Raw genomic sequence first — 25,352 nt, 5'->3', positions numbered from 1 at the left:
CACTCTTATATCCATAATTCATAATAACTATTGTGAACTTGTTTATAAGGATATAAGAAGTGAAGTTAGCATTAATTGTGATTGCGTTGCTGAGTATCGTGGTGGCGACGCAAACTCTAGGTTTGTATCGCTCCATCGCTGAATTAGTCGCGTTTGTTTGCGTTGCTGCGGCGGTTATCCTTTATCGTAAGCATAAGCGCCGCAAAGAGGTGTTTGAGCCGGAAGAACTTTAAGCGAGCATTAACCAAGCTAACGAACTCGTTGAGACAAGCACCCAAAGAGTGACGCCATACATCAGCGGCTTTGCGCCTGCTGAACGCAGTTTTCCTACCGAAATACCACAGCCAATCAAGAACAAACATACCACTAGCGTTTTCTTCGCTAAGTCAAAAATGATCTGATATGCCGCTTCAAACTGAGGCAAAGCATCACTAATGCCGATTGCCGCACAGTAGAAAAGAATGAAATAAGGAATTGTGATTTTCTTTGAATCATTGCGGAATATAAACGCACTAATAAAGGCGACAGGGATAATCCACAATGCACGTGCAAGCTTCAAAGTAGTAGCGGTTGTTAGCGCTTCTTCTCCATACGCAGATGCCGCGCCAACGACCGAAGACGTATCATGAATAGCAATCGCTGCCCAAGTACCGAATGTGTGCTGATCTAAGCCTAGAGCGTGGCCAATGACTGGGAAGATAAAAAGCGCCACAGAGTTGAGCACAAATACAGTTGCCAGTGCTAAACCAATTTGTTCGTCTTCAGCTTTAATCGCCGGAGAGACAGCCGCAATCGCACTGCCACCACAGATAGCCGTGCCAGATGCAATTAAATAGCCCAACTTTTGGTCGAGTTTAAGAGCTTTGGTTAGCCACCAACCAACGATTAACGTGCCCGAAATCGTCGCGATGATGATGCCAATACCATCAGAGGTAACGGCAAGCGCTTGCTCGAAGTGAATACCAAAACCTAAGCCAACAATGGAGTAGGCGAGTAGCTTTTTGGTGATCTTGGCGAGGTTTAATTCGCTAGGCACTAAGCCTAAAGTCGCGAGTAAAAAACCAATAACAAGCGCGGTTGGGGAAGTAACATACGGTGTTAAACAAGCGATAAGAGCCAGTGCAAAAATGAAATAGTGTTTATAGTTGTTCATTATTATGGGTGGATTAAAAAAGTGTCGAAACAGAATGCTATTTTAGCCTAACGGCGTTGGTCAGTAAGTCTGAATGTTTTGAACGCCTGTTCAGAAAAACTGAACAGGCGCTCTTTAGTTAATAAGCTAAAAGGGTAGGGCTGTTAGCGCCAATCGCCTCGTAATGCTGATACCTTTTCATGCATCACCAAAGTGGTGGCGCTTTTGGGATCAACAGGTTCGCCAGCTTCAATTTCAAGTTTTGACCAGAATCGTTTTGGTCTGCCCTTACATGCGCGGCCTTTGTATCGGCTGAAATAACTGCCCCAAAGCCCTTTTAGTGCCATAGGAATTACTGGCACTGGACTGCGGCGTAAGATGATATCCATCCCGCGCATAAATTCGTTCATCTCGCCATCCGAGGTAAGCCTACCTTCAGGGAAGATACACACAATATGTCCTTCATTGAGTGCTTGTTCGACTTCGGAAAATGCGGTGCGAATAGAGCCTCTTCGTGTGGCAGAGATTGGGATAACGCCCGCGCGTTTCAGGAAGCGCCTTAACGGCGGCAAGTTGGCGTATTCTTCTTCCATTACAAAGCGAATAAGCCTCGGACATACCGCACTGAGCAGTAGCGCATCCATGTAGCTTACATGGTTACATACGATCAGAGCTCCGCCTTTCTCGGGCAAGTGATGTAAGTTCTTGTGATTAACGCGGTACATGGTGTGAGTTACAACCCACATTAAAAAACGCACCACAAAAATAGGCACTTGAAGGAATAGGTAACCCGCCACCAATAAGTTGAGCGCAGCCAGTAGCGCAAACAACTGTGGAATGGTCAGTTCAATGACACTTAGACAAATAATGCCGAGTATTGCGCTACCGACCATAAATAGTGAGTTATAGATATTGAGCGCAGCGATAACCTGCGCGCGCTGTGTGATTTTAGCGCGTTGTTGCATCATGGCGTATAAAGGTACGATGAACACGCCACCTGAAGCGCCTAATAAAAGCAGGTAAGCGAACACCGGCCAAAGTGGTTGATGGCTGATGAATTCGATAAAGCTACTAAACTCCGGCAAGGTTTCAGGCACGGAACGAGCCATTAACCAACCAAAGATGGTGATGCCTAAACTGCCTAATGGCACTATGCCTACTTCAATACGGTGGTTAGACAGTTTATCGCAGGCCAATGAGCCTATCGCAATCCCCACGGAAAACAGTGCGAGCAGAAACGAAACCGCACTTTCATTGCCATTGAGATAAATTTTGGTGAAGTTAGGAAATTGAGTTAGATAGGCCGCGCCCAAGAACCAGAACCAGCTAATTGCCATGATTGATTGGAAGATCACGCGGTCAGATTTGGCGATCGCAATCGTCTGTTTCGTCTGAGTAATAGGCTGCCAACGGAATTTAAGGTCTGGTGCGGCGGCAGGCGCTTCTGGAATGGAGCGGCTGGCAAGGTAGCCGAGTAGAGCAAATAAAACGACGCTGCCTGCTGCCACGTAACGTGCATGATCAATAGAGGCAATCACCCCTGCGCCTAGTGTACCCAGCAAGATAGCCAAGAAGGTGCCCGTTTCAACTAACGCGTTGCCCGGTACGAGCTCTTTAGGTTTAAGTTGCTGCGGCAATAGCGCATATTTGACTGGGCCGAAGAAGGCCGATTGCGTACCCATTAAAAAGAGTAGAAACAGCAATATCACGTAGCTTTGGGTCAAGAAACCTATCGCACCAAGACACATGATGCCAATTTCAGCCAACTTCACTTTGCGGATAAACCAAGATTTCTCATATTTGTCGGCTAATACGCCTGCGGAAGCGGAGAAAAGGAAAAAGGGTAAAATGAATAGGCCAGCAGCAAGGTTTATAAAGAGATTACTTGAGGCAGGCAAAGCCCCTGCGCCAGCGAACGCGACAAACAACAAGAGAACGTTTTTAAAAATATTGTCGTTGAATGCGCCAAAAAACTGGGTGATGAAGTAGGGTAAGAAGCGTCTCTGAGTTAAAAGCGACGCTTGATTTTGCTGTGGCATTGCATGTCCTTTTGCGTTACCAGTTGGCTAGATAGTTTGAAAGTAAGTTCTCAATGAGCTGGTTGCCATCAATTGGTTCTGCGGCGAAGAACTTGTCATCTACGCTCAGTAGCGTGATGCCATGAACACCAGACCACAACACACGGCTCGCTTGCAGCACCTCTGCATCAGAGCGCTGTGGTGCGAGCACGCGCAGTAAGCTTTCAAGCATCCCCGTCATATTATCAATACGCTCGCTTTGCCATTCAGGCAGCGTTTCGCCATTCATATTGTGCTCAAAGATCAACTGCCAACGATGAGGATGACGCTGAGCAAACTCATGATAAAGATAGGCTAACTGATATAAAGCCGTCTTTGGATCTTTGCTCTTATTCACGACTTTTTTCGCTTCAACAGAAAGCTCATCGATGGTTTGCGCGACGGCATGCAGCAACAAAAGATTGTAGTTGCCAAATACATTCACCAAGGTACTAGGAACGTAACCAATCATATTGGCGATTTTCCGCAGGCTGAGCTCATGGTAAGAGTTATCTTCTAAAAACTCTTTTACCGTCTTCAAAGTCAGTGCGATGAGTTGTTCGCGGGTGTGATCGTTTCTACGTGCCATAGTTATCTAGGAAATGAATAGCTTAAGTTAAAAGAACAATGTTCAATATTCTAATGAGGTACTACCACTAGCGTCAACCGCCTCGAGTAGCATAATTGCAATATTCTGATACATGAATTCAAGTATAGATTGTTCCAATCTTCTATAGAGAGCGCTAATATTAAAATTGAAAGTAAAGTACCCTAAGGAAAAACATGAAACGACTTTTTTCTCTAGTGGCGTTATTGATGGTCTCTGTTGCCATTACGCCTATAGCGGAAGCTAAAAAGTTTGGTGGTGGTAAGTCTTTTGGCAAGAGCTTTAAGACAGCGCCTGCACCTAAACAACAAAAACAAAACACCAACACCATCGGTAAAGACCAAACAGCAAAACCAAGCTCAAGCAAAAAAGGCTTGACGGGCGGTATTCTAGGCGGCCTATTGGCGGGTGGTCTACTTGCTGCATTCTTCGGTGGCGCGTTTGAAGGTATCCAGTTTATGGATATTCTTATCATGGGTTTGATCGCGTTTGTGATCTTTAAACTGATGCGCGGGCTACTCGGGGCGAAGCAAGGTAGTATGAACCAGCACCAACGCCAACAGCCAGCTTTTGGTGGTAATGCGCCTAAGTTTGAGCAACCAAACGTGCACAACTTCGAGCAGCAGCCAAATACTAACCAAGGCGGTTTTGGCTTCGGTTCGCAAACTGATGTACCTCACAACTTCCCACCGGGTTTTGACCAAGCGGCATTTGTGAATGGTTCGCGTGAGCACTACCGTATTTTGCAAGGTGCGTGGAACCACAATCAGCTTGAGACGATTGAAGAATACGTTTCACCAAGCCTATACCAAGACTTGAAAGATGAGCGTGCAAAACTAAGCGGTGACCAGCATACTGACGTGATGTACGTTGATGCGGAAATCGTACGTGCTGACTACGACGCCAATAAAGCGCAGCTTAGCTTGCAGTTTAGTGGCCGCTACCGTGATGCTGTTGAAGGTATTGAAGAAAATATCGAAGACATCTGGCATCTAGAGCGTGATCTAACCGTGCCAAATGCACCTTGGTTGATTGTCGGTATTCAAGGTTAATTGTTACCTACCTAACATTGCTAAAAACGCCCAAGTGAATGCTTGGGCGTTTTTTTATGGCTGGTTTATACTCGCTTAAAACTCATTATAAAAAGGAAAGTAAAGTGGCTGACTTTAAATATAAAAATCTAACCCAAGAGCAACAAGACAAGCTAGATGCACAGGTTTTTCGTCGTTTGTTAGCGCATCTTGATGACAATAAAGATGTGCAAAATATTGATTTGATGATTTTGGCAGGATTCTGCCGAAATTGTTTTAGTAAATGGTACAAAGCGGAAGCGGAGCAGCAAGGCTTAGATTTAGATATCGATGACGCCCGTGAGCGCGTCTACGGCATGACTTATGATGAGTGGAAACAAAACCATCAGCCTAAGGCAACGCCAGAGCAATTGGCGGCATTTGAAGCGCGCCAGAAAGATAAGTAAGCAAAGAGGCAGCCGATGGCTGCCTCTTTGATGTTTGTATGGGTAGATTCCGTTACTTTAATCGCTCAATTCTTTTTTAATCGCGGGCTTAATATCTATGACCGGCGTTCCGTCTAGGCAATCTAATCCTTTTACCGTGATACAACCATTATTGATCGACTCGATTGATAATACGGCCGCGCCTATTGGGTTTGGTCGGTGTGGGGAACGCAGTGCAAAAGTTCCTTTGGTTATCCCTTGCTTACCTTCTTGAACCATTTGATCTCGCTGCGCTTGCTCTAACCAATACAGAACCAAAATTTCTTCACCAGTTTTGAGCCCCTCTAAGCCTGATTTATATGAGTCAAACAACGTGATTTGACAACTAGGACCGCTCGCATCGATGTTATTAGGGCATTGGGTTAGTGATGTATAAGGTGTTGCGATAGTCCCGATATAAGTGATCTCTGTTCTCATGTAATTACTCCTATTGTTCGCCTTTCATTGATGTAAGGGTGTAAAGCAAAATAGTGATCAAAATAATTATGCCCCCGATCACACTGGTCAGTGTTGGCATCTCAGTAAAGAATAAAAATCCCCAGATAGGAGCGAGGACTGTTTCTAGCATCAACGTCATTGAAACCTCTGCTGCTGTGATATAGCGAGTCGCGACCATAGACATTACGCGACCGAGTGGTGCGCTGAATAATCCCATCGCTCCCATAATGACCCATGTACTGATGCTATAACTGCTTGGCTCAGCAAAAAACGCCATTACGATGGCGAGTAGAAGTCCCCCGAAGCCAACACTCGCTAATCTGCTCACTTGTTGATACTTGCGTAGCAAGGTAAACATAAGTCCAAGACAAATAACGGAAAAAAGTGCGAGAGCATCGCCAAACCAATGACCTGAGCTCATTGAGCCTGACACGACAATGCCGATCCCGACCATAACGGCGACAATCGCTGCGATGGTGGAGCGGCTGGTTTTTTCTCGCAATATAAGCCAGCTAAAGATAGCGGCAATCGCAGGTGATGCACTTAGGATGATAAAGGTGTTGGCGATTGAAGTATTTTTGATACTGAACACAAGCCCTGAAGCACTACCAAGCATCAGTATGCCTGCAAACAACAAGGGCCAACCGCTTTGAAAGACAGCCTGTTTTATACCTCTTTTATCGGTTGCTTTAAGCAACACTGGCATTGAAATAGCGCTAAATAGGCCGAACAAGAAAGCAGTATCAAAGCCACTTACTCCAGCAAAACGGATGAATACGGGGTCAATACTCATGAGTAACGCTCCAATTAAAGCGATAAGAAACCCACGAGTTCGGTAGTTGTTGTTGGCGAAAGCTCGGGTAATAAGAGTCGTCATAAAAGTTCTCCATTATAAAATCATACTGGCGAGTATGGTTTTATAATGATACTCTGTCAATAAAAATCATACTAACAAGTATGATTAATGATTTGAGGCTGATGATGAGTAAAATTGAACAAAACAGAGAAAAGAAAAGGCGCGCGATTTTAGATTCGGCAAAATCGATATTCTTATCAGAGGGATATAGCGCAGCCAGTATGGACGGGATTGCTTCACAAGCTAAGATAACAAAACAAACGCTTTATCGTTATTTTCCTTCGAAAATACAGCTTTTTCATGAAACTTTGCAGCAAATAGGCGCTAATTATAATGACCGTTCTTCTCAGCATTTAGCTCTACAAGATGCGCGTGAAGCTTTGATTACGTTTGCCACTGAATTCGTTCAATTTCATTTATCAGCGGAGCACATCGCAACGCAAAGATTATTGATAGCTGAGGCTGCACAAGCTCCAGAAGTGGTGGAAAGTTTTATGAGTATTGGTCCCAATGACACACGTCATGTGCTAGAGACATTCTTTGACGAACGATTTGGTCTTACGCGATCTGAGAGGAAAATAGAATTGTGGCTAGGTATGCTGTTAGCCCCGCGTTCGGGGGCTTTATTAGGACTGGCTGCTATGAGCAAAGCTGAGATAGAGCAGCACGCAATTGAGGCGACGGATTTACTTCTTGCCTCGATTAAATAGTGTTATCTATATACGACTGCTCCAGCTATTAGCTAACTAACTTCGCCACTTTTTGTGGCCACGGGTCGGCAAAAGGTTTGCCATTTTGCCAATCCACTAATTCACTTTTGGTGAGCAAACACTTTTTGAGAGCTTGAATAAAGCCATCTACTTCGTCGGTCTGGCCGATAACAGTCAACTTACAGCGGCGATCGCCAAAACGGCTGTCTGTACTATCGATTTTCTGCTGTACAATTTGTCTTTGTGCTTGGGTAAGGTTTTGTCCATCGTCTTCTAATGCTGCGGCACGCCAAAAGCCAACCACCTCTAAGCCAACACTGCCGTTGGTTTGGCTCCAAAGTAATGAAACATCATCTCTGGTGGGCAACCAAAAAAAACCTTTGCTGCGAAATACCCCTTTAGTTAAGTGCTGATGGCAGGCTTGCCACAATCTTTCTGGGTGAAAAGGGCGATCGTCTTCAAGTACTTTGGCGACAATTCTCTGATTCGTTTTACCTGAAAGATTCAATGGCGCGTTGGCTTGCGCTCTTAATTCTTCGGTGAGCTGCGCCACAAGATGGTAGTTGTATTCTTGGTTTTGCAATAAGTGTTGCGCTGAAATATTACCCCAACTCACACTGGTAATAGAGGCATAAGGGTTAATTGGATGGATGCTTTGGCCTATGGTTTGAATGGCCTGGGGATCTAATCGATCGGCTTTAGTGAGCAATATTTGATTGGAGAACATGATCTGTTCAACCAGCAAATTTTCTATTCCGCGTTTATCTTGCGCAAGATTATTTTGCCAGTTTGGGAGCAGCGATTTCCCAGCATTAAAGTCTTGCGCTAGCCATGTCGCATCAACCAGTGTAATGACACTGCTCAGGCGGAATTTGTTTTGGCCTTGGAAGTATTCCACTAATGGCAGAGGGTGGCTGCTGCCCGAGGTTTCTATCAAAATCCACGCAGGTTTTTGACTGGCAAGGGTTTTGAGGCTCTTGTGCAGTTGCTTAACGCCATTTGGGCTACTCACACTGTCACCACTGATAGTGACAAAGTTGCCTTGTTCTTCATTGACGGCATCAGTATTGGCGATGAGCACGCCATCAACATCCAATTCACTCATGTCATTCACTAACACAGAAGGGGCCGGATGCTCATCATTAGAGCGAGTGATAATGCTGCGAAGAAGAGTGGTTTTTCCTGAACCAAGAAAGCCGTGCAAAATGACAACGGGAATGCGAGCCACGGTGATATATCCTTTGTTTTATTTGACGTTATAACATAACAAAAGATAGCTAAGAGATCGAACTGTACCTTTAGACTCGGTACACCGCTAATCGGCGGGAAGTTTAGCGAAGTGTAGAGTGTTTGTGGTTTGGGATTAGGAGACAAGGAGAGCAAGGGAGTAAGTGATTTCAGGCTTCACTTACTCCCTTATGAGTTTTCAGATTGGTTAATCGGCGTTGAGTTCGCCAGTGGCTTCAAAGGTTTCTAGCTTAGCCATATATGGCTGTAAATCACCGATGTTATTTTCTACCCACTCAGGGTTGTAATAAGTATCTAAGTAGCGTTCGCCACTATCACATAGCAATGTGACAATTGAGCCTGTCTCGCCACGTTTTTTCATTTCGCTTGCTAGCTGGAGTACGCCATAGAGGTTCGTGCCGGTGGATGCGCCCACTTTTCTACCAAGGATTTTCTCAAGCCAATGTGCGGTGGCTACGGATGCCGCATCTTTAATGGTGCGCATTTCGTCGATAACGCCCGGAATAAAACTTGGCTCAACACGAGGACGGCCGATACCTTCAATCTTGCTGCCGCAATCACCGGTCAGGTTGGCATTGCCAGTTTTGAAGTAGTCATGGAACACTGAGTTTTCAGGGTCTACCACGCACAGTTTAGTGTCGTGTTTTTGGTAACGAATAAAGCGGCCGATGGTTGCGGAAGTACCACCAGTACCCGGGCTCATCACCACCCATGCAGGAACAGGGTGATCCTCTAGCTCCATTTGGCTGAAGATAGAATTGGCGATGTTGTTGTTACCGCGCCAGTCGGTTGCGCGCTCAGCGTAGGTAAACTGATCCATGTAATGACCGTTCAGTTCTTTCGCTAGGCGGTGCGATTCTGCGTAAATTTGGTCTGAGCGATCGACAAGGTGAGCTTGGCCGCCGTAGAACTCAATTTGCTCAATTTTCTTACGTGCGGTGCATTTAGGCATTACGGCAATAAATGGCAAACCTAGTAAACGTGCAAAGTAGGCTTCAGAAACCGCAGTGCTGCCAGAAGAGGATTCGATGATGGTCGTTTCAGGGCCTACCCAGCCATTACAAATCGCGTACAAAAATAGCGAGCGAGCTAAGCGGTGTTTAAGAGAGCCTGTTGGGTGAGTACTTTCATCTTTCAGGTAAATATCGATACCGGCAACGCTAGGTAAATCTAATTTGATTAGGTGGGTATCCGCAGAGCGTTGGTAATCCGCTTCAATTTTACGAACAGCGTTGTTAATCCAGTTATGGTCAGTACACATTAGACTCTCTCCAATTAATTATTATGTTAATAATCTACCTATAAATGGAGAGAAAACCTTTGCTAATTTGCCTTTGTTTTCCCTATTATGGAGAAAATTATTCTCTTATTGGGTGTGATTGAGAAATGGAATTGGATAAAACAGACAGAAAGATACTCAGTTTGCTACAAGATGACGCTACCTTGTCACTCAATGAGTTGGCTGAAGCGGTGAATTTGACCACCACGCCGTGCTGGAAAAGATTAAAAAAGCTAGAAGATCAGGGGATTATTCAAAAAAGGGTGGCGCTGCTTAATCCTGATAAGCTTGATCTCTCCTTTACTGCGTTTGTGATGGTGAAAACCAGTGATCACTCTCATGAGTGGTATAGCCAATTTGTCGAAACGGTCTCTGAGTTTCCTGAGGTGATGGAGTTCTATCGAATGGCGGGCGAGTATGACTACATGATGAAAGTGTTGGTCAAGGATATGCCATGCTTTGACCAATTCTACAAAAAGCTGGTTAACTCAGTGGCGGGTATTTCGAATGTGACGTCAACTTTCGCGATGGAGCCGCTGAAATACACCACAGCTTTGCCATTGGGCGCTAGTTGAGCCGCTCTAAAAAAGGGCTCTAAGAGCCCTTGTATAAAGTGGTTAGTTTAACCGGTAAAGCGCATTACGCCTTCTTGCACCGCAGAGGCGACTAAATCACCGTTGCGGTTGTAAATTTCGCCACGTACTAAGCCACGAGTATTGCTCGCCGTTGGGCTTTCAATTGAGTACAGCAGCCATTCATCCATTTTAAATGGGCGATGGAACCAGATTGAGTGGTCAATAGTCGCGACTTGGAATTTCGGTGTTAGCAATGAAACCCCGTGAGGGTGCAAGGCCGTGGTTAAGAAGCCCCAGTCAGATGCATAAGCCAATAGATATTGGTGAATCAATTGGTTATCTGGCATCTCGCCGTTGGCTTTAATCCAAAGGTACTGCTTTGGTTCAACCTTTTGTGGTTTTAATGGGTTAACCACGGTAACAGGGCGCATCTCAATGGATTTTTCACCACAGAAAGTCTTCTGCAATTTCTCGGGTAAGAAATCTTTGATTTGTTCAGCCAGTTGAGATTCTGACGCAAAATTTTCTGGTCCAGGAATATCAGGCATGGTGTTTTGATGTTCAAAACCCGGCGCATCACCATGGTAAGAAGCGGTTAAGTAGAAAATAGGGCGGCCATTTTGAATCGCTTTTACGCGGCGCGTGCTAAAACTGCGGCCATCACGCAGGTTTTCTACATCATAGATGATCGCTTTTTCAGGATCGCCAGGGTAGAGAAAATAGCTGTGAAATGAGTGCACGGTGCGATCTGGGTCTACCGTGTAACGAGCGGCTGAGAGTGCTTGCCCAATCACTTGGCCGCCATACACTTGCGGTAATCCTAAGTGTTCGCTTTGGCCACGATAGAGCCCTTCTTCTAGCTTTTCGAGCTGTAATAAACTTAGTAGCTCGGTTAGAGGTTTACTCATAGTTTTGATATTCCATTAAAAATTCTAAATCCATTTTACCTTACTTGGTTGAGTATAGAGCAAATACTCATTAAAAATTGACACAGTCAAGAGTGAGTCAATAGTTTGCGTGTCAGCATGACTTTAGTGAACCCCGTATCTATAATTGATTTAAAGGCTCATAACTATCTAATTTATAAAGGGGCACGTTATGAAAAAAGCACTGATGTTGGCCATGTCGGTATTGTTTGGCGCACTGCTTATTGGTTGTCAATCAAACTCATCTCAACAAGGTATTCAATTGCAAACTATTTCCGGTTCGGTTGCCTATCGTGAGCGTATTGCGTTACCTGATAACGCGGTGATCACGGTAAAACTGCAAGACGTTTCGTTAGCAGATGCACCTGCAAAAGTGATCGCAGAGCAAACCATTCAAACTAATGGCGCGCAAGTACCATTTGACTTTAAGCTGATGTATGACGCGAGCTCAATCATTCCCAATCATACTTACAGTGTAAGCGCGAGAATTGAAGTAGACGGTAAACTGCGTTTCATTACCGATACAATTAACCCTGCAATCACTGATCCAAGCAACACGACTGAATTCAACTTGATGCTGGTGGGTGTTCGTTAATTAGCATTAATTAACACAGGCTGATTAAAAGATATGGATGGTGATGGCCTTAAGGTTGCCATCCATATTGTTTCATCGAGACTTTTCCTGCTGCGCTAACTTGCACGCCTTCCGCAATCAGCGCTCTTTTCTGCCTTAATAAATCATCCCCTTTCAAAGAGATCTGCCCTTGAGCATTGGTGACTCGATGCCATGGCAAGGTTGCCCCTTCAGGTAAACGACTTAACGCTTTACCCACATGGCGCGCATAACCGGGGTAACCCGCCATTTTTGCTATTTCACCGTAACTTGTGACTTTTCCATGTGGAATTTGGTGAATTACAGCAAAGATTTGCACTAAAAACTGGTCCATACTTTTACTTGATGTGTTGACGATAAGATTCAGTAAACTGAGATGAATCTGAACATTGTGCAATGAATGCGCAATAGGTCAACACCCTAATTCGATGTTTCCAAGGATGGGATAAGGAGAGGGTATGCTGTTTTCGACTTTGCAGTTTTTTATCGCTGCTATTTTGGCCGTCATCTGCGCCAGAGTGATCGGACATAGTGATGGCGATATACCGTTGCTGGCGGTATTGATTCCGGTTCTGTGGTTTATTCCTCGCCGCAGCTTTTCTACTGTCATTTTCTTAGTGGCCTCGGCTATTTACGGCCTAACGTTACCTTATCAATCAATCACGCTCTCGGTCAGCTTATGGGTACTTTTCCCTTTGCTGATGGTGGTATTTTCTCATCGCAGCAATTTAGGGGTGATGGTGACCATAGGTTTGATTGTGTCGGCCCTATTGGTGGGCATTATGACCACGCAAGCAGCAGGCAAACTGGAAGGTTCTGCGTGGGTGACGGTAATACAAACGCTGGCTATAGCAACGGTTTGGTGGTCTATACGCTACTGGCAACCAAGCAAACAACATAGCTGGTGGGCGTTATTGCTCATCGTGCCGCTTTGGATTGCGCAGTTAGGTTATGCCGTTTTATTCGCTTTGTCTGTGGTGGGCATCATGGCTGCAATGGAGAGCTTGGCGAAGCTAAAGAACTTCCGTTGGAGTAAGCTGCTGTGTTGGACATTACCCTCAGTAGGCTTTGCGGCTTTGGTGCTAGCACCAAATGTTGACGTGCCGAATCCTGTGTTCGTTGTATGGTTATGCTTGTTGGGTACTGCATGGATTGCAGACTATATTTTGCAAAGTGTCGAACATCACGAAGAAATCTAACTAAACAGCATGCCATTTGTTGGCCTAGTGACAAAAATATGACAATATGTTCACATTATGTTCAACCAGTGGCACAGTTTACTTAGAGAAACAGCAAGCAAGTGAGCCAATGCCCTAACGGTAAACCGCAATTATTATAAAAGCTATGGTTAGGTTAAGCGTCTTTTGCTCTCTGTTTGTGCTGCTCGTTAGCTCGGCTTTTGCCATGCCTTCGTCTTCAGGTAAAGGCTATCGTGTTGCGATGGAAGCTGACGATGTAGTCAGTCGAGTGTTATTCGATTCATTGGCTGACGAGTTTAATTTAGCCATTGAATACGTCTATTACCCCAGTTTTAACGATATTCTTACGGCCGTTGAACTGGGCGAAAGTGACTTTGCCGCCAACGTGACTTACACCGACCAGCGCGCTCATCGATTTGATTTTTCTAGCCCTACCAACATCGAATATACCTACCTTTATAGCTTTTCTAACCATACCCTAGATTCCATTGATACCGTTGGTATTCCCAAAGGCACCATTTATGGTGATGTGATTCGTGAGCATTACCCTGCGATCAAACAAGTGGAATATTTAGGTCATGAACACGCGCGCCAACTTCTTAATGATGGCGTCGTTGATGGTGTCGTTGATGCCATCAATCAACTAAAACCTATGTTGATGGCTGGGCTAGATGCGCAGCTTCTTAATCACCAAATCTCAATTAAGCCTGTTTCTCTAATTGCTCCCAAAAACAAACACCCAGAGAAATTACAACAGTTTGAAAAGTATATACATTCAGCACCGGTGCAGAAGTTATTGCGCGAGACGATTCGCAATTACCAATTTGAGATCCGCCAAACCGCATTGAGAGAAATGGTTGTTAAGAGTGGTATTGACCGAGAAAAACCGCTTCGAATGAAGATTGAAAATGCCGCTCACTTTGCCAGTTATCAAGACAATGGCACAGTCACGGGCATTACGCCTGACGTGCTGTATTCCGCTTGTCATATTTTGATGTTGAAGTGCCAACTACTTAGCCACGCGGAAGAGTCTTGGGAAGAGATGTACGGCGATTTTCAATCGCAAGATATAGAAATTCTTTCACCACTTGCTAAATCTGAATCTCGTAAGCAGTTTGCCCATTTTAGTGATCCTTATGTCATCTCATATGGTGTGATGATTAAGCGCGAAGGGTATAAAGAGAATGTCTATAGCAATGTGTCCGAGCTAATTATCGAGCGCATTGGTGTGCAAAAGGATGATTTCTACCACGAACTGCTAGGGCAGATGTTGCCGCAAAAAGAGCTCTATACCTACAGCAATGCCAAACAGCAAGTCGCCGCATTAATGAACCGAGAAGTAGATTATATTGCGATGAGCCGCGCAAGCTATCACCAAGTGTTGAGAGATGCTAGGACACTGCTGCCTTTAGTTGAAGATGAGTTAATCGGTGAAATCTACTCTTCTGAATTGGCCATCGGTTTTTCTAAAAGCGAGCTGGGTGAGGCCCTTGTGCCGCTGTTTAACCGTGCAATCAAAATCATGGATCTGGAAAAAATCATCAGTCGTCATGATATGCAGCCAGACTGGAAGGCCACATTACAAACAGAGCAACGTTTCGCGCGCAGAAGCATCGCGTTATTTGTGCTTGTGCTGATGGTCGCGTTCATTTTCGTTATCTATCTGCACCATCAATCCAATACCGATAACTTAACTAAATTGCGTAACCGCCGTGCGCTTCAACGACGATTCAGACAAGGAATTAGCGCTAACCAGACGTTCATCTATCTTGATGTAAACAAGTTTAAGCCTATTAACGACACCTTTGGTCATGAAGTCGGTGATCAAGTGCTGAAAGATATCGCTAAAAAGATCCAGCAGTATTGGAAAGGGCAGAGCTATCGAATTGGCGGGGATGAATTTGTTCTGGTAGGAGCGGTCAGCTCTGTTGAGCTCAGTTACGCATTGATTAACTTGCAAAAGATGCAGTTTACTTCGCTGGACAATACCATCCAATTGGATGTTTCTTTGGCGTTTGGCGTATCTAAGCCGAGAGCGGAAACCATGAGCCTTGAAGATGTAATGCATGAAGCGGATCTCTCCATGTACTCAAACAAGCGCAAAATCGCCCAAAACGAAGTGCAGCTTAATCGAGCAGTATCGCTGGAAACACGCCTAGCTAATTAAATGATTTTGCTTAGTTAATTAGCAAAGGGGCGTTACTTTGTTTATTTGCTAGGCAGTTAAACTTAAATGAGCGCTTTAATTGCGATTGGCACTTGCAATAGCGCATGTGATACCTGATAATTCACGCACTCTCTGGTTAACAGAGATGCTCTATGGAGGCCCTGGTCCTCCCGCAACAATAGCTCGTGAACTCGGTCAGGTCCGGAAGGAAGCAGCCGCAGCGAGTGACTTGTGTGCCGGGATGTGGCTGGGGCTTCCACCCATCTAGCGCATGCAAATTCCTTTTTGTTCTCCTACTTTAGATTGTCTTATCTAGAGCGATTCGTCATATTCCTTTTTTGTTTGTATCCCTATTCTTACCAATAACACTTTCCGTGCTATGTCTTTCAGGTTTATTTGTACGGGTATCGTCGATATTTATCAGAGTCAGTTTCTCTCCGGCAAACGGTACATACAGCCGAATACGATAAGGCCAATCGCTAATAACATCAATTTTAGGTGGGGGTGAGGGGCAAGATAGATTGATAGCGAGAAGCTTAAAACAATCACAGCGAACGCTTTTAGTTTCACATCTCTTCTTATGCAGCGATGCTGCTGCCAATCGAGCAAAATTGGACCGAGCTTAGGGTGCTGTAACAATCTTTGATGTGCTGCCGGAGAAGATTTCATAAAGCAGCATGCCGCCAATAATACAAAAGGCGTTGTTGGTAACAGCGGTAGAATAACTCCTGCGGCAGCCAAGATAATGGCTAGCCAGCCAGTGGAAAGTAGCAGCCATCGTTTGAGAGAATAAGTGTGCATAGTCGACATCAGTATTGATTGAGCGATTAAGCGCAGAACAAGGCTCTGCGCTTAGTGATTTTAAAAGTGGTATGCCACGTTTAAGCCGAAGTTAACTAGTAGCTTAGGTTCGGGTCGATACAGTGATAAATTTGACCAATCGATGTTGGATCGTTGATTAAGGTAGATACCACTCTCGCCAACTCTTGACGAGAAATCACGCCATGCACTTCTGAATTTTGTGAAAGCTGCGCTTGATGAGTCACGTTGCCATCTTTGAGTCCACCTGGGCGCACAATTGTGTAATCAAGCGAGCTCGAAGTTAGCCATGTTTCTGCAAGAGACTTTTCTCTGACGACTGCGCCAAATCCTTGTTTCGCTCTTTCAGAGAGATATTGCCAGGTGTCGCCGCAACCAAGGGAAGTGATGAGAATCAAACGCGTGCATTGTTGTGCTTCCATGGCGTCGATAAGGTGGCGGTGGCCAAGGTAATCTACAGGCACATCAGCCATGAAACTACCCATACTTGAGACATGCAAAGTATCTTGAGGTAGTTGAGAAACTGCCGCATTCACCTGATCTTTGTCGGTCGCATCACAGCGGATAGAAGGTATGTTTTTTTGTTCTAGCTGAAGATTTTTTGAAGGATCTCTTGCGATGGCTGTTACCTCAAAGCCGAGTTGGTGAAATTGCTCGACCATTGCTGCACCCAGTCCACTTGCCGCGCCCCATATAGCTATTTTTTGCATTATTCCCCCTAATGGTTTGTTCTATTTTTGTGCTCAGTATTGGTTTCACACTGATGATATGACGTTTTCAAGACCAAACATTTTTACGTTCAATCGGCGCACGTTCATCTTATTTAACTCATCAATACGTGACGTTGCCTACATTATCCTTATATACAGTATTGTGTATTTTATTTGTTTTGTTTGATATCGATCAAATAAACATGAAAGAAAATGATAGTAATTATCATTTCAATTCGTATGATGTGCGGCAGGTGATATTTAAATGTTTAGGATAAGAAAATGCACAAGAAATCCGTATTGTCTATGTCGATACTGCTTGCTCTATCTACTCAAGTGATGGCTGAAGAGATCTTCACAATGGAGACGGTTACAGTAACGGCAACTCGTGTTGAGCAAAAAGTGGACGAGATCGCTGCAACCGTGAATGTTGTATCAGCAAAAGATATCGAACAAAACATGATGGACGATATCAGCAAAGTATTCGATTACACGCCAGGGGTTGATTTCAACGCAGACAAAACCGGTCGCGCGGATTCGCAGGATATTAATATTCGTGGTGTAGAAGGTGACCGAGTAAACATTATTATCGATGGGGTTACTGCTCCAAGCCGTTACGGTGACGGACCTGAGTTTGTTTCTTCAAGTCGTGTTGCTATTGATCCTGAAATGCTTAAAGCGGTGGAAGTTGTAAAAGGTGCATCATCGACACTGTATGGCTCAGAAGGTATGGGCGGTGCGGTTATTTTTGTTACTAAAGATCCTAAAGACTTTTTAGCTGAAGGAGATGACTCTGGTGGTTTAGTTAAAACTCAGTATTCCTCATCAGATGAATCGTTCAAAGAAACCGTAGTGTTAGCCAATCGAACAGGCGATCTGGAGAGCATGATTACTTATACTCGCAGAGATGGTCATGAGTTGAACAACTTCGTGGAAGAGAGTGACCGAATCGAAGCCGATTACCAACAAGACAATGTGCTTGCGAAGTTACAGTATCAAGTAAATGAAAACCACCGAGTAGAGTTTACCGGTGAGTATGTAGATAACTCGCTAGAGACGGATAGCCTAAATGCTCATCGTGCAACTGATGGCTCGCGCGAGTACCATTATTACGATACAGATGATAATACTCGTCGTGACCGATTGAGCTTTAAGCATATTTACGATGGAAATCTTCTCATTACCGATTCAATTTCTTCTCAATTTAACTGGCTTAATCAAGAGCGCAATAGCATTACTGACCGCCATAAATTAGGTAAGGATGCAAACTTTAAACACTACATCTACAGTGAAGACACGCTTCAAGCCGAAATTCAGTTAGACAAATCATTTTATCTTGGGGAAACCGAACACTACTTAATCTATGGTTTAGCGGCTAAGCAGTCTTCATTTGAAAACCAAAACAACAACTTTGATGGCGGAGTCGCTGATCCAAAACTTTATCAGCCTGATGCAAAAGATACGTCATTTGGTATTTTCGCCCAGGATGAAATTGCGTTGCTGGATGGTCAATTACTATTGTCACCGGGTGTTCGTTACGATTCTTATCAAAGTTCGCCAGATACGCTGACTCGCTCAGATGGCAGTGTGGATACCTACGATGATTTTTCTGGTGATGCCTTCACCGCTAAATTGGGTGCGTTGTACCAGATTACTTCTGAACTTTCGACTTATGCTCAGGTCAGCCAAGGCTACCGAGCGCCGACGTTCGTTGAATTGTATTACGCGTTTGAAGAACGCCCAATGTCGATGTTCGAGATCATCAATGTCGCTAACGATGATTTAGAAGCTGAAACCAGCATTAACTACGAGTGGGGCTTCAAACATAATACAGCGGCTACGGCAACGCAGTTTAATGTGTTTTATAGCGAATACGATAATTTCATTTCACAAGAGTTAGTGAACAGTACCTACGATGATAATGGTACTCGTAACCCTATCGATGATGTTACGAGCTTATTTTATAGCTATGTAAACATTGAAGAAGCAACCATTAAGGGAATTGAGTTAAGCAATACTGTTAACTTTGGTGCGCTCAACCCGAGCTTTAATGGCTTTCGATCTAATTTGGCTGCGACTTATACAGAAGGTGAAGATGGTCAAGGCGAAGAGCTGGTCTCTATCAACCCATGGAATTTAGTCGCAGGGCTTAGCTTTGATACGCCGCAAGGCAATTGGGGGACAAGCATCAAGGTCAAGTATGTAGCGGATAAAACCTCAGATCGCGTTTTAGAACAAGGTGGCATACAAGTCGATACGCCAAGTTACACTGTGGCTGATTTAACTATGTACTATAAGCCAATGAAAGATCTAACGCTTAGAGCGGGTGTCTTCAATCTTACCGATGAGCAGTACTGGAACTGGCACAACGTTCGTGGGCAAGACACATTGGAAGGCAGCACAACGCAACCAGAACGTAACTACTCATTAAGCGTCGCTTACGAGTTTTAAGCCTAGGGAGTGAATGCAGTGTCAGGCTAAACGCTGCATTCATTTCTTTTCAGAACCATGCCGTGTCGTGATCAATCTGGCTTAAAACTGGCGCTTTACCGCTCGGTTTACTCAAAAACTATTCAAAAAGATTGGCGCGCATTGGTAAGCAATTGCTGAGATACCCAATGTTAGATATTAACCAGTTCGACTCTGAAATTATTGGTGCTGATACACCAGATCCATTGCGATATTCCTTTGTCGCTAAAAAAGGAGCGCATGCGGCTGGCTCAGCCATGCCCGTGATGCCTGATCAAAAGCAACCTACGCTAGAGAAAATGTTTGCGACTCAAGGCGACAAAGCTAAAAAACGTTGCTTATACATTCATATTCCATTTTGTCGAGTGCGTTGTACCTTCTGTAATTTCTTTCAAAATGCGGCCAGTCGTAAACTGGTTGATGGTTATTTTGATGCTTTAATGGCTGAAATTAAGCAGAAAGCGGCAATGAACTGGACTCAAACCGGAACATTTCATGCCGTCTATATTGGTGGCGGCACTCCAACAGATTTGTCGCCTTTGCAAGTAGAGCAGTTAGGTAAAGCAATTCGTGCTCATTTCCCGTTAGCAACAGATTGCGAAATTACGCTAGAAGGGCGAATTAATCGTTTCAGTGATGAGATGTTTGATCGTGCACTTGAAGGCGGCTTCAACCGTTTTTCATTTGGTGTGCAGAGCTTTGATACGCAAGTTCGTCGTAAGGCGAAAAGACTCGATGATCGCGAAGATGTCATGGAGCGAATTGCTCAGCTCAGTGCAACTGAGCAAGCCCCAATTATTATTGATTTGTTATATGGGCTGCCTTACCAAAACCTCGATGTGCTTGAACAAGATCTTAAAGACTTTATGGACACAGGGGCGCACGGGTTAGACCTCTATCAACTTATTGTTGGTGGTAGTGCACCTATGATCAATTTACAAGAGAAAGGCAAATTACCCGCGCCGGCCAATACTGCCCAAAAAGCAGAAATGTACCAATTGGGTGTAGAGTTTATGGCTAAGCAGCATATGCGCCAATTGAGTGTAAACCACTGGACTAGGGACAACCGAGAGCGCAGTCAATACAACAGTTTGGCGAAAACCTATGCTGAGGTTCTACCAATTGGTAGTGGAGCTGGGGGCAATGTTGCGGGCTATAGCATGATGCATCACCGCTCATTGGATACCTATATTGATGCGATGAACACAGGCCAACCAGTGGTGGCGATGATGTTTAAGCAAAACCCATTAGAACCCGTTTTTGCAAGCCTGAAATCGCAATTTGATAGCGGCATTGTGCGCCGTAGCAGCTTGCCACAAGTGGGTGGGCAGTCGACATTTGATTTTCTTAACCCGCTATTTGAATTGTGGCAAAAGCGCGGTTTGATAGAGCTTGAGCAAGACTGTGCGGTATTAACGTTAGCGGGATGTTTTTGGTCGGTGAGCTTATCTCAAGCGTGTATTCATGTGGTTCAAACGACCTTTCAGGCGCAAATGCCAAAACCAAAAATGATGACAATGTAAGTGAGACAATAATGGAAAATATCCAACAGCAAGTGGCCGATATTATTGAACAAGATGCGTCCATGCTACCAGCAGCTATTGCCGCGCAACTGAATGTAAGTGAATTTGAAGTGGTACGCAGCTTACCAAAAGAGATGGCTACTTTAGTTGAAGGTATCAAGGCACAGCAGATTTTAGAGAGCTTGGTTGGCTTTGGCCCGGTGACCACGATTGTTCAAGCTGGTGGCTCAATATTTGAAGTGAAGGCCCCTTTCCCTAAAGGAAAAGTCGCTCGTGGCTATTACAACCTCATGGGTGAAGCAGGGCAGCTGCATGGTCATTTGAAAGTCGAAAATATGGTCAATGTTGCTTTGATCAGCAAACCGTTTATGGGGATGGATAGCCATTACTTTGGCTTCTTTGACGCGCAAGGTGACTCGATCTTCAAAGTCTATCTGGGTCGAGATGAGCAACGTAAGCTGATTCCTGAACAAGTTAGTATGTTTGAGCAGTGGAAATTAGATTTAGTTTGATTCTTAACGGCTTGCTCTTCGGCCACTATCGACGCAATTGAAAGGCTTTGGTAGTCTGCTAGCGAATAGTTTAAAACAGCGATATGAATGATTGCATTTGGCAGTTTATGATCAAAGCTGGTTTTAATTCGCAGCCTGGGACTGAGTTTCCTAAGAAGTCAGCTTTTGAGTATATAGCTAACCTCGACTACCCAAGTTTTGCTCCAAATACGTCTGAATCAATACTAAGCCGCCTATTGGGCGGCTTTTGTTTAGAACCCGCCGGCCCATTCATCAAATGATTGAATATTATCAATTTCTTGCTGAGTTCTTGGGGCAGGGTAGTAAGGCAATGCGAGCAACTTATCGGAAGGAAGCAATTCCCATTCGGGGCTCATTTTTAAACGGGTTAGTTTGCTTTGGCCTTGTTTGGTGACATACATGTAGTAACCGTCACTGTGAGTATTGGCATAGCTCGCTATTTTCACCACATCGCCTGTTGGCAATTTCACCTTGCGACCTAATGGATAAAGTTGATGCAGCGCGAAGCTGACATGGGCGTCTTCTAGATAACCATGTTTGAAGCGGTATAAACCAATCGCTGTTGAGGTATGTCGTACGCTCCATCCAGCAAGTTTTAAGCCTTTCAAAGAGTCCTTAAAAGGTTTTCCCGTTGGTTCGCCTTCGTTGGAGATGAACTGAACAATCACTTCATCTCCTTGCTCTTGTTGAATACTCAAGAACTGCTCACCGGTTTTATCAGCTAATAATTTCATTGCGACTTAGGTTGAAGTGAAACTGTTAGCCATAATACTCGTTCATATTTGGTATAACAAACGGTTTATTGTGATGTTCAATCGTGCAATTGTTGCAGGTGATTACGTAAAATTTGATTAAAGGCGGTGTGGTCTAGGGGACGCTCTAGACCAAAATCAGGCAAAGCATGAACTTTCTGTTGCAATATGTCTTGGCGTTGCTTAATTAGGTTGAGCAAAAATGCAGGGGTGAACTCAGGGTGCCCTTGGATTGTGAGTACCGTATTTTTGTAACGCGTAACAAAGTGAGGGCAAAAGTCGCTACCCGCGACCGATTCAAAATTTGGCGCAAGGGCGATGACCTGATCTTGATGTATCGACAATATATTTAGACCATCACCGTGGCTAAAGCTACCTAGCGACTGCTTAAACGTGACATCGTAAGCGCCTAATCCCCAGCCTTGATCGGATTTTTCTACTTGGCCGCCAAGTGCGTAATGTATCGCTTGATGGCCGAAACAAATACCGACCAGTGGTTTTTGCGCCTTAAATGCTTGTCTTATAAAAGTGGCGAGTGAATCTATCCAAGTGGCATTGTCATTAACGCCTGATGGGCTACCGCCAATGACATAGGCGTCACATTCGTCAGTAGATGAGGGGAGGGCATGCTGTTGGTATACATTCCATTCATGGATTTGCGCAATTTCATCAAGGCCAATGTGTTTAATAAGACAGTCGGAGTAATGACCAAACTGGTCAATCATAGGTGCAGCGACGTCGCCACATTTCAAAATACCAATTTTCATCGGGTTTCTCTTGAGATTTATCGTATGAGTATAGGTACGTTGGCCTACTCATGCAGACCAACGGTAGGGGGAAATTAGGAGCTGAGTGCAGTAAGTGACAAGCGCTGCTCTGACGGTATAAAAGTCAGTGCAGTGCCCGTCTACTTATTGGAGGATTAGATGACAAATTGAAATAGCACGCCGCCAATGACTGCTGTGGTTAGCACTATGGCCACAAATGCAAACACTGCTTTTGGTTTCAGTACCGAAGAGACTAAAGCAATCTCAGGCAAACTTGCCCCGGTACCACCGACGATAAGCGCCATAGCCGGGCCCATCCCCATGCCTTTGGCGATCAGCACGTTTAAAAGTGGGATGGCCATTTCGATACGTAGGTAAAGTGGCACACCAATGACCGCAGCAATAAAAATAGCGAGTAAGTTGTCACCGCCAACATATTTCTCTACCAATTCTGCTGGTAAATACGCGGCCGAAAGGCCACTAATTAGTGCACCTAATAGCACGTAAGGGATGATCTTCTTAAACAGAGCCAAAGCAAAACGCATTGCTTTAGCGCCTTTACTTGGCTCGACTTCATTGAGCTCAAGGATTGCACCGTCGCAGCCGGCAGCAACTTTCGGTTCAGTTTGGCTCACGTTGGCCGCACAACTTGCTGTCACTTGTGGCTGAGGTGTGCAACTGTTATTTACCGCGCTGCTATTTGCTGTGCCACAGGTTGGGGCTGATTTTGGTTCGATTTCTTCGCCGCGTTTGATCTCATTGCGCCAAGGCGTTTTGGATATTAGCCATCCGCCAAATACCGCCGAGGAGAAGGTCAGCGCTAGGTATACGGCAGTGGTTTTAAGGCCAAACGTGGCGTAGACCATGGCAAGTACGATGAAGTTACATAACGGCGCAGAAATAAGAAAGCTCATTACCGTGCTTAATGATACGCCCATGGTTGCCATGCCCATTGACACAGGAACCACGGAAGCACTGCAAAATGGGGTTAGCATGCCAAACAGTGCACCAAATAAAGGGCCATATTTCTCATGCTTGGTGAGTTTCTTTTGCAGCTTGTCTTGAGGAACGTATTCGCGCATAAATCCGGTCAGGATTGATACGACGGCGATGACGACCACTAAAGCGCCTCCAACGTGTATGAATTCATCGAGTGCGATGGAGAGTTTGTCCATGTTCACAATATCACCTCTAAAGATAGTTAATTAGTAAATGCTTAAATAGCGGTTGGATGAATATATGATCACTTGCACGAATGTGCAAGTATGAATTTGTGTGGTATTCTAAATTGAGTTTTCACAGGAACAGCAAGGATTGAGTATGAAGAATAGCCTTTTAGTGAAGGCAACCAAGTGGTGTGCTTATAGCCATATCGTGCAAGTCGTCAGAGTTTTAATTAAAGGCGGAGATCTCTCCAACCAGACTCGAACAGGTCGAAATATTGCGTTGCTAGGTTTGTTTTGTCCGTTTTTCTGGATTGCGTTATTTAACGGTGTAACGGGTGCTGAGCTAGCTTTTCATGCTATTCATTCGGGTATCGTTTTCTGCATAGGCATGGTTATAATGATGATTAGCCTTAGAAAACAAAAGTCTACGTAAATGGAAGAACAATACTTAGATGCTCTTAAAGCCTTAGCAGAGCCGCACCGATTGAAACTATGCTGGTTGCTGATTCATGTTGATCAGAAAATCACTGTTGCTGAGGCGATGGACGTGACAGGCGAAACTCAATATAACGTGTCGCGTAACCTTAAAATGCTGTTTAAATCAGGCTTACTGAGTCAAGAAAAGCGTGGTAAGTGGGTTTACTATACGTTGGCTGAGCAAACCCAACCTCATTGGCAAAGCTTGGTTGAGTCGGTTAGGAACTTACCACAACATGCTTTTGAGCAGGAGAAAGCGCGTTGCCAAATACGTTTATCAATGAGAGAAAATAACGAATGTACGGTCGGGCCTAACAGCCAAGAATGGTTGTCGAAAACGGTTTAGTTAAGTAAAAAGACGACGTAAGTATTGAGAATGATTGGCCTTGATGATGGCTGATTAAAAGAGTTGGCTAAAGGTTGTTTTGGTTGTCGTAACGACAAATAACTTGATTAGTTGCTCTGGGTGAAACCTGCTTCAATAGCGCCAACGATAAAATTCATCGTCAATTACTTACATTCAAGGTATTCATATGTTTTCTATTGGTGATTTAGTTGTAGCAACTAAAGGTATTGAGTTGGGTCAAATGGAAGTGACTGGCTTTAGCAGTGGCGGTTTTTACGTACACGTTCTAGTTAACGATATGTCACTGACTTACCCAGCAAAAGATCTTAAGAAAGCGTAATTAAGAACTCTTTTCTGTAAAGAAGGTAGCCAAATGGCTACCTTTTTGCGTTTTTGCTACCAAGCATCACTTTCTTCTATCGATTTTTACAGTATCTAAGTAGTACCAATGTATTCAATTGCTATTG

28 protein-coding genes and 1 other RNA gene are annotated in these 25,352 nt (G+C 44.5%); 15 read left to right on the top strand and 14 right to left on the bottom strand.

What is annotated here, in order from left to right:
• The first annotated feature begins 59 nt into the window (after positions 1 to 59).
• Positions 60 to 233: a hypothetical protein gene (locus MU515_RS05210; protein WP_260259318.1), complete on the top strand. Its 174-nt coding sequence runs from the start codon at positions 60 to 62 to the stop codon at positions 231 to 233.
• Here the strand turns inward: MU515_RS05210 and MU515_RS05205 are convergent.
• The 3 genes from MU515_RS05205 to MU515_RS05195 all read right to left on the bottom strand — a co-directional run bounded on the left by MU515_RS05205 (position 230) and on the right by MU515_RS05195 (position 3,778).
• On the bottom strand, positions 230 to 1,153 hold the full coding sequence (locus MU515_RS05205) for a YeiH family protein (protein ID WP_260259317.1): 924 nt from the start codon (positions 1,151 to 1,153) through the stop codon (positions 230 to 232). The genes MU515_RS05210 and MU515_RS05205 overlap by 4 nt on opposite strands.
• A 143-nt stretch (positions 1,154 to 1,296) precedes the next feature.
• A complete protein-coding gene (locus MU515_RS05200) occupies positions 1,297 to 3,171 on the bottom strand; it encodes an MFS transporter (RefSeq protein ID WP_260259316.1) in 1,875 nt (624 codons plus the stop codon).
• Between the two features lie 16 nt (positions 3,172 to 3,187).
• Positions 3,188 to 3,778 carry a TetR/AcrR family transcriptional regulator gene (locus MU515_RS05195; RefSeq protein WP_260259315.1) on the bottom strand — a complete coding sequence of 197 codons (591 nt, stop codon included), beginning with the start codon at positions 3,776 to 3,778 and terminating at the stop codon, positions 3,188 to 3,190.
• A 194-nt stretch (positions 3,779 to 3,972) separates the two neighbouring features.
• Here MU515_RS05195 and MU515_RS05190 point away from each other — a divergent pair, with 194 nt between their 5' ends.
• Both MU515_RS05190 and MU515_RS05185 read left to right on the top strand, forming a co-directional pair.
• Positions 3,973 to 4,848 (top strand): Tim44 domain-containing protein, encoded by an 876-nt coding sequence (locus MU515_RS05190; protein WP_260259314.1) that lies wholly within the window; start codon positions 3,973 to 3,975, stop codon positions 4,846 to 4,848.
• 104 nt (positions 4,849 to 4,952) lie between these two features.
• A complete protein-coding gene (locus MU515_RS05185) occupies positions 4,953 to 5,273 on the top strand; it encodes a DUF1244 domain-containing protein (protein WP_260259313.1) in 321 nt (106 codons plus the stop codon).
• Positions 5,274 to 5,330: 57 nt separating this feature from the next.
• On the opposite strand, the gene tsaA is transcribed toward MU515_RS05185, so the two are convergent.
• Together tsaA and MU515_RS05175 are read right to left on the bottom strand one after the other, a co-directional pair.
• Positions 5,331 to 5,729 carry a tRNA (N6-threonylcarbamoyladenosine(37)-N6)-methyltransferase TrmO gene (tsaA, locus tag MU515_RS05180; RefSeq protein ID WP_260259312.1) on the bottom strand — a complete coding sequence of 133 codons (399 nt, stop codon included), beginning with the start codon at positions 5,727 to 5,729 and terminating at the stop codon, positions 5,331 to 5,333.
• Between the two features lie 10 nt (positions 5,730 to 5,739).
• Entirely contained in the window at positions 5,740 to 6,627 is an 888-nt protein-coding gene (locus MU515_RS05175; RefSeq protein WP_260259311.1) for a DMT family transporter, read from the bottom strand.
• A 104-nt stretch (positions 6,628 to 6,731) separates the two neighbouring features.
• Between MU515_RS05175 and MU515_RS05170 the strand changes: the two genes are divergently transcribed.
• Positions 6,732 to 7,316, top strand: coding sequence for a TetR/AcrR family transcriptional regulator (locus tag MU515_RS05170; RefSeq protein WP_260259310.1), 585 nt, complete (start codon positions 6,732 to 6,734; stop codon positions 7,314 to 7,316).
• Between the two features lie 28 nt (positions 7,317 to 7,344).
• Here the strand turns inward: MU515_RS05170 and MU515_RS05165 are convergent, their stop codons facing one another.
• Positions 7,345 to 8,544, bottom strand: a complete 1,200-nt coding sequence (locus MU515_RS05165; RefSeq protein ID WP_260259309.1) for a CobW family GTP-binding protein — start codon at positions 8,542 to 8,544, stop codon at positions 7,345 to 7,347.
• 207 nt (positions 8,545 to 8,751) lie between these two features.
• Positions 8,752 to 9,825 (bottom strand): PLP-dependent cysteine synthase family protein, encoded by a 1,074-nt coding sequence (locus MU515_RS05160; RefSeq protein WP_260259308.1) that lies wholly within the window; start codon positions 9,823 to 9,825, stop codon positions 8,752 to 8,754.
• A 125-nt stretch (positions 9,826 to 9,950) separates the two neighbouring features.
• On the opposite strand from MU515_RS05160, the gene MU515_RS05155 reads away from it, so the two are divergent.
• Positions 9,951 to 10,418 carry an Lrp/AsnC family transcriptional regulator gene (locus MU515_RS05155; RefSeq protein ID WP_260259307.1) on the top strand — a complete coding sequence of 156 codons (468 nt, stop codon included), beginning with the start codon at positions 9,951 to 9,953 and terminating at the stop codon, positions 10,416 to 10,418.
• A 47-nt stretch (positions 10,419 to 10,465) separates the two neighbouring features.
• On the opposite strand, the gene tesB is transcribed toward MU515_RS05155, so the two are convergent.
• Entirely contained in the window at positions 10,466 to 11,326 is an 861-nt protein-coding gene (gene tesB, locus MU515_RS05150; protein WP_260259306.1) for an acyl-CoA thioesterase II, read from the bottom strand.
• Between the two features lie 190 nt (positions 11,327 to 11,516).
• Between tesB and MU515_RS05145 the strand changes: the two genes are divergently transcribed.
• A complete protein-coding gene (locus MU515_RS05145; RefSeq protein WP_260259305.1) occupies positions 11,517 to 11,939 on the top strand; it encodes a YbaY family lipoprotein in 423 nt (140 codons plus the stop codon).
• A 49-nt stretch (positions 11,940 to 11,988) separates the two neighbouring features.
• Here MU515_RS05145 and MU515_RS05140 read toward each other — a convergent pair whose 3' ends face one another.
• Positions 11,989 to 12,291, bottom strand: a complete 303-nt coding sequence (locus tag MU515_RS05140) for an MGMT family protein (RefSeq protein WP_260259304.1) — start codon at positions 12,289 to 12,291, stop codon at positions 11,989 to 11,991.
• A 124-nt stretch (positions 12,292 to 12,415) separates the two neighbouring features.
• Between MU515_RS05140 and MU515_RS05135 the strand changes: the two genes are divergently transcribed.
• From MU515_RS05135 to ffs, 3 genes are all read left to right on the top strand, one after another.
• The gene (locus tag MU515_RS05135; RefSeq protein ID WP_260259303.1) at positions 12,416 to 13,156 is read left to right on the top strand and encodes a VP0952 family biofilm-associated protein; all 741 of its coding nucleotides are present in this window, start codon (positions 12,416 to 12,418) and stop codon (positions 13,154 to 13,156) included.
• Positions 13,157 to 13,286: 130 nt separating this feature from the next.
• Positions 13,287 to 15,323 (top strand): GGDEF domain-containing protein, encoded by a 2,037-nt coding sequence (locus MU515_RS05130; RefSeq protein WP_432816133.1) that lies wholly within the window; start codon positions 13,287 to 13,289, stop codon positions 15,321 to 15,323.
• 159 nt (positions 15,324 to 15,482) lie between these two features.
• An RNA gene (gene ffs, locus MU515_RS05125) (signal recognition particle sRNA small type) lies at positions 15,483 to 15,579 on the top strand.
• A gap of 170 nt (positions 15,580 to 15,749) precedes the next feature.
• Here the strand turns inward: ffs and MU515_RS05120 are convergent.
• Both MU515_RS05120 and MU515_RS05115 read right to left on the bottom strand, forming a co-directional pair.
• The gene (locus tag MU515_RS05120) at positions 15,750 to 16,124 is read right to left on the bottom strand and encodes a YbaN family protein (RefSeq protein WP_260259301.1); all 375 of its coding nucleotides are present in this window, start codon (positions 16,122 to 16,124) and stop codon (positions 15,750 to 15,752) included.
• A 95-nt stretch (positions 16,125 to 16,219) separates the two neighbouring features.
• Positions 16,220 to 16,852: an SDR family NAD(P)-dependent oxidoreductase gene (locus MU515_RS05115; protein WP_260259300.1), complete on the bottom strand. Its 633-nt coding sequence runs from the start codon at positions 16,850 to 16,852 to the stop codon at positions 16,220 to 16,222.
• A 282-nt stretch (positions 16,853 to 17,134) separates the two neighbouring features.
• On the opposite strand from MU515_RS05115, the gene MU515_RS05110 reads away from it, so the two are divergent.
• The 3 genes from MU515_RS05110 to hutX all read left to right on the top strand — a co-directional run bounded on the left by MU515_RS05110 (position 17,135) and on the right by hutX (position 21,356).
• Entirely contained in the window at positions 17,135 to 19,303 is a 2,169-nt protein-coding gene (locus MU515_RS05110; RefSeq protein WP_260259299.1) for a TonB-dependent hemoglobin/transferrin/lactoferrin family receptor, read from the top strand.
• A gap of 167 nt (positions 19,304 to 19,470) precedes the next feature.
• Complete coding sequence (gene hutW / locus MU515_RS05105; RefSeq protein ID WP_260259298.1) at positions 19,471 to 20,844, top strand: heme anaerobic degradation radical SAM methyltransferase ChuW/HutW; 1,374 nt, start codon at positions 19,471 to 19,473, stop codon at positions 20,842 to 20,844.
• 11 nt (positions 20,845 to 20,855) lie between these two features.
• Entirely contained in the window at positions 20,856 to 21,356 is a 501-nt protein-coding gene (gene hutX, locus MU515_RS05100) for a heme utilization cystosolic carrier protein HutX (protein ID WP_260259297.1), read from the top strand.
• Positions 21,357 to 21,607: 251 nt separating this feature from the next.
• On the opposite strand, the gene MU515_RS05095 is transcribed toward hutX, so the two are convergent.
• The 3 genes from MU515_RS05095 to MU515_RS05085 form a co-directional block, all read right to left on the bottom strand.
• Positions 21,608 to 22,111 carry a hypothetical protein gene (locus MU515_RS05095; protein WP_260259296.1) on the bottom strand — a complete coding sequence of 168 codons (504 nt, stop codon included), beginning with the start codon at positions 22,109 to 22,111 and terminating at the stop codon, positions 21,608 to 21,610.
• A 77-nt stretch (positions 22,112 to 22,188) separates the two neighbouring features.
• Positions 22,189 to 22,896 (bottom strand): type 1 glutamine amidotransferase, encoded by a 708-nt coding sequence (locus MU515_RS05090; RefSeq protein ID WP_260259295.1) that lies wholly within the window; start codon positions 22,894 to 22,896, stop codon positions 22,189 to 22,191.
• Positions 22,897 to 23,051: 155 nt separating this feature from the next.
• Complete coding sequence (locus MU515_RS05085; protein WP_260259294.1) at positions 23,052 to 24,071, bottom strand: permease; 1,020 nt, start codon at positions 24,069 to 24,071, stop codon at positions 23,052 to 23,054.
• Between the two features lie 145 nt (positions 24,072 to 24,216).
• Here MU515_RS05085 and MU515_RS05080 point away from each other — a divergent pair, with 145 nt between their 5' ends.
• The 3 genes from MU515_RS05080 (at position 24,217) to MU515_RS05070 (ending at position 25,225) form a co-directional block, all read left to right on the top strand.
• Positions 24,217 to 24,495 carry a hypothetical protein gene (locus tag MU515_RS05080; RefSeq protein WP_260259293.1) on the top strand — a complete coding sequence of 93 codons (279 nt, stop codon included), beginning with the start codon at positions 24,217 to 24,219 and terminating at the stop codon, positions 24,493 to 24,495.
• The gene (locus tag MU515_RS05075) at positions 24,496 to 24,885 is read left to right on the top strand and encodes an ArsR/SmtB family transcription factor (RefSeq protein WP_260259292.1); all 390 of its coding nucleotides are present in this window, start codon (positions 24,496 to 24,498) and stop codon (positions 24,883 to 24,885) included. It abuts the gene before it with no gap.
• Positions 24,886 to 25,072: 187 nt separating this feature from the next.
• Positions 25,073 to 25,225: a hypothetical protein gene (locus tag MU515_RS05070; RefSeq protein WP_260259291.1), complete on the top strand. Its 153-nt coding sequence runs from the start codon at positions 25,073 to 25,075 to the stop codon at positions 25,223 to 25,225.
• The last annotated feature ends 127 nt before the right edge of the window (positions 25,226 to 25,352 follow it).

It is taken from the genome of Vibrio intestinalis (assembly GCF_025195085.2).
Taxonomy (GTDB): domain Bacteria; phylum Pseudomonadota; class Gammaproteobacteria; order Enterobacterales; family Vibrionaceae; genus Vibrio; species Vibrio intestinalis.
The sequence above is the reverse complement of the archived record's forward strand: the minus strand, read 5'-3'. Positions and strand labels throughout refer to the sequence as shown.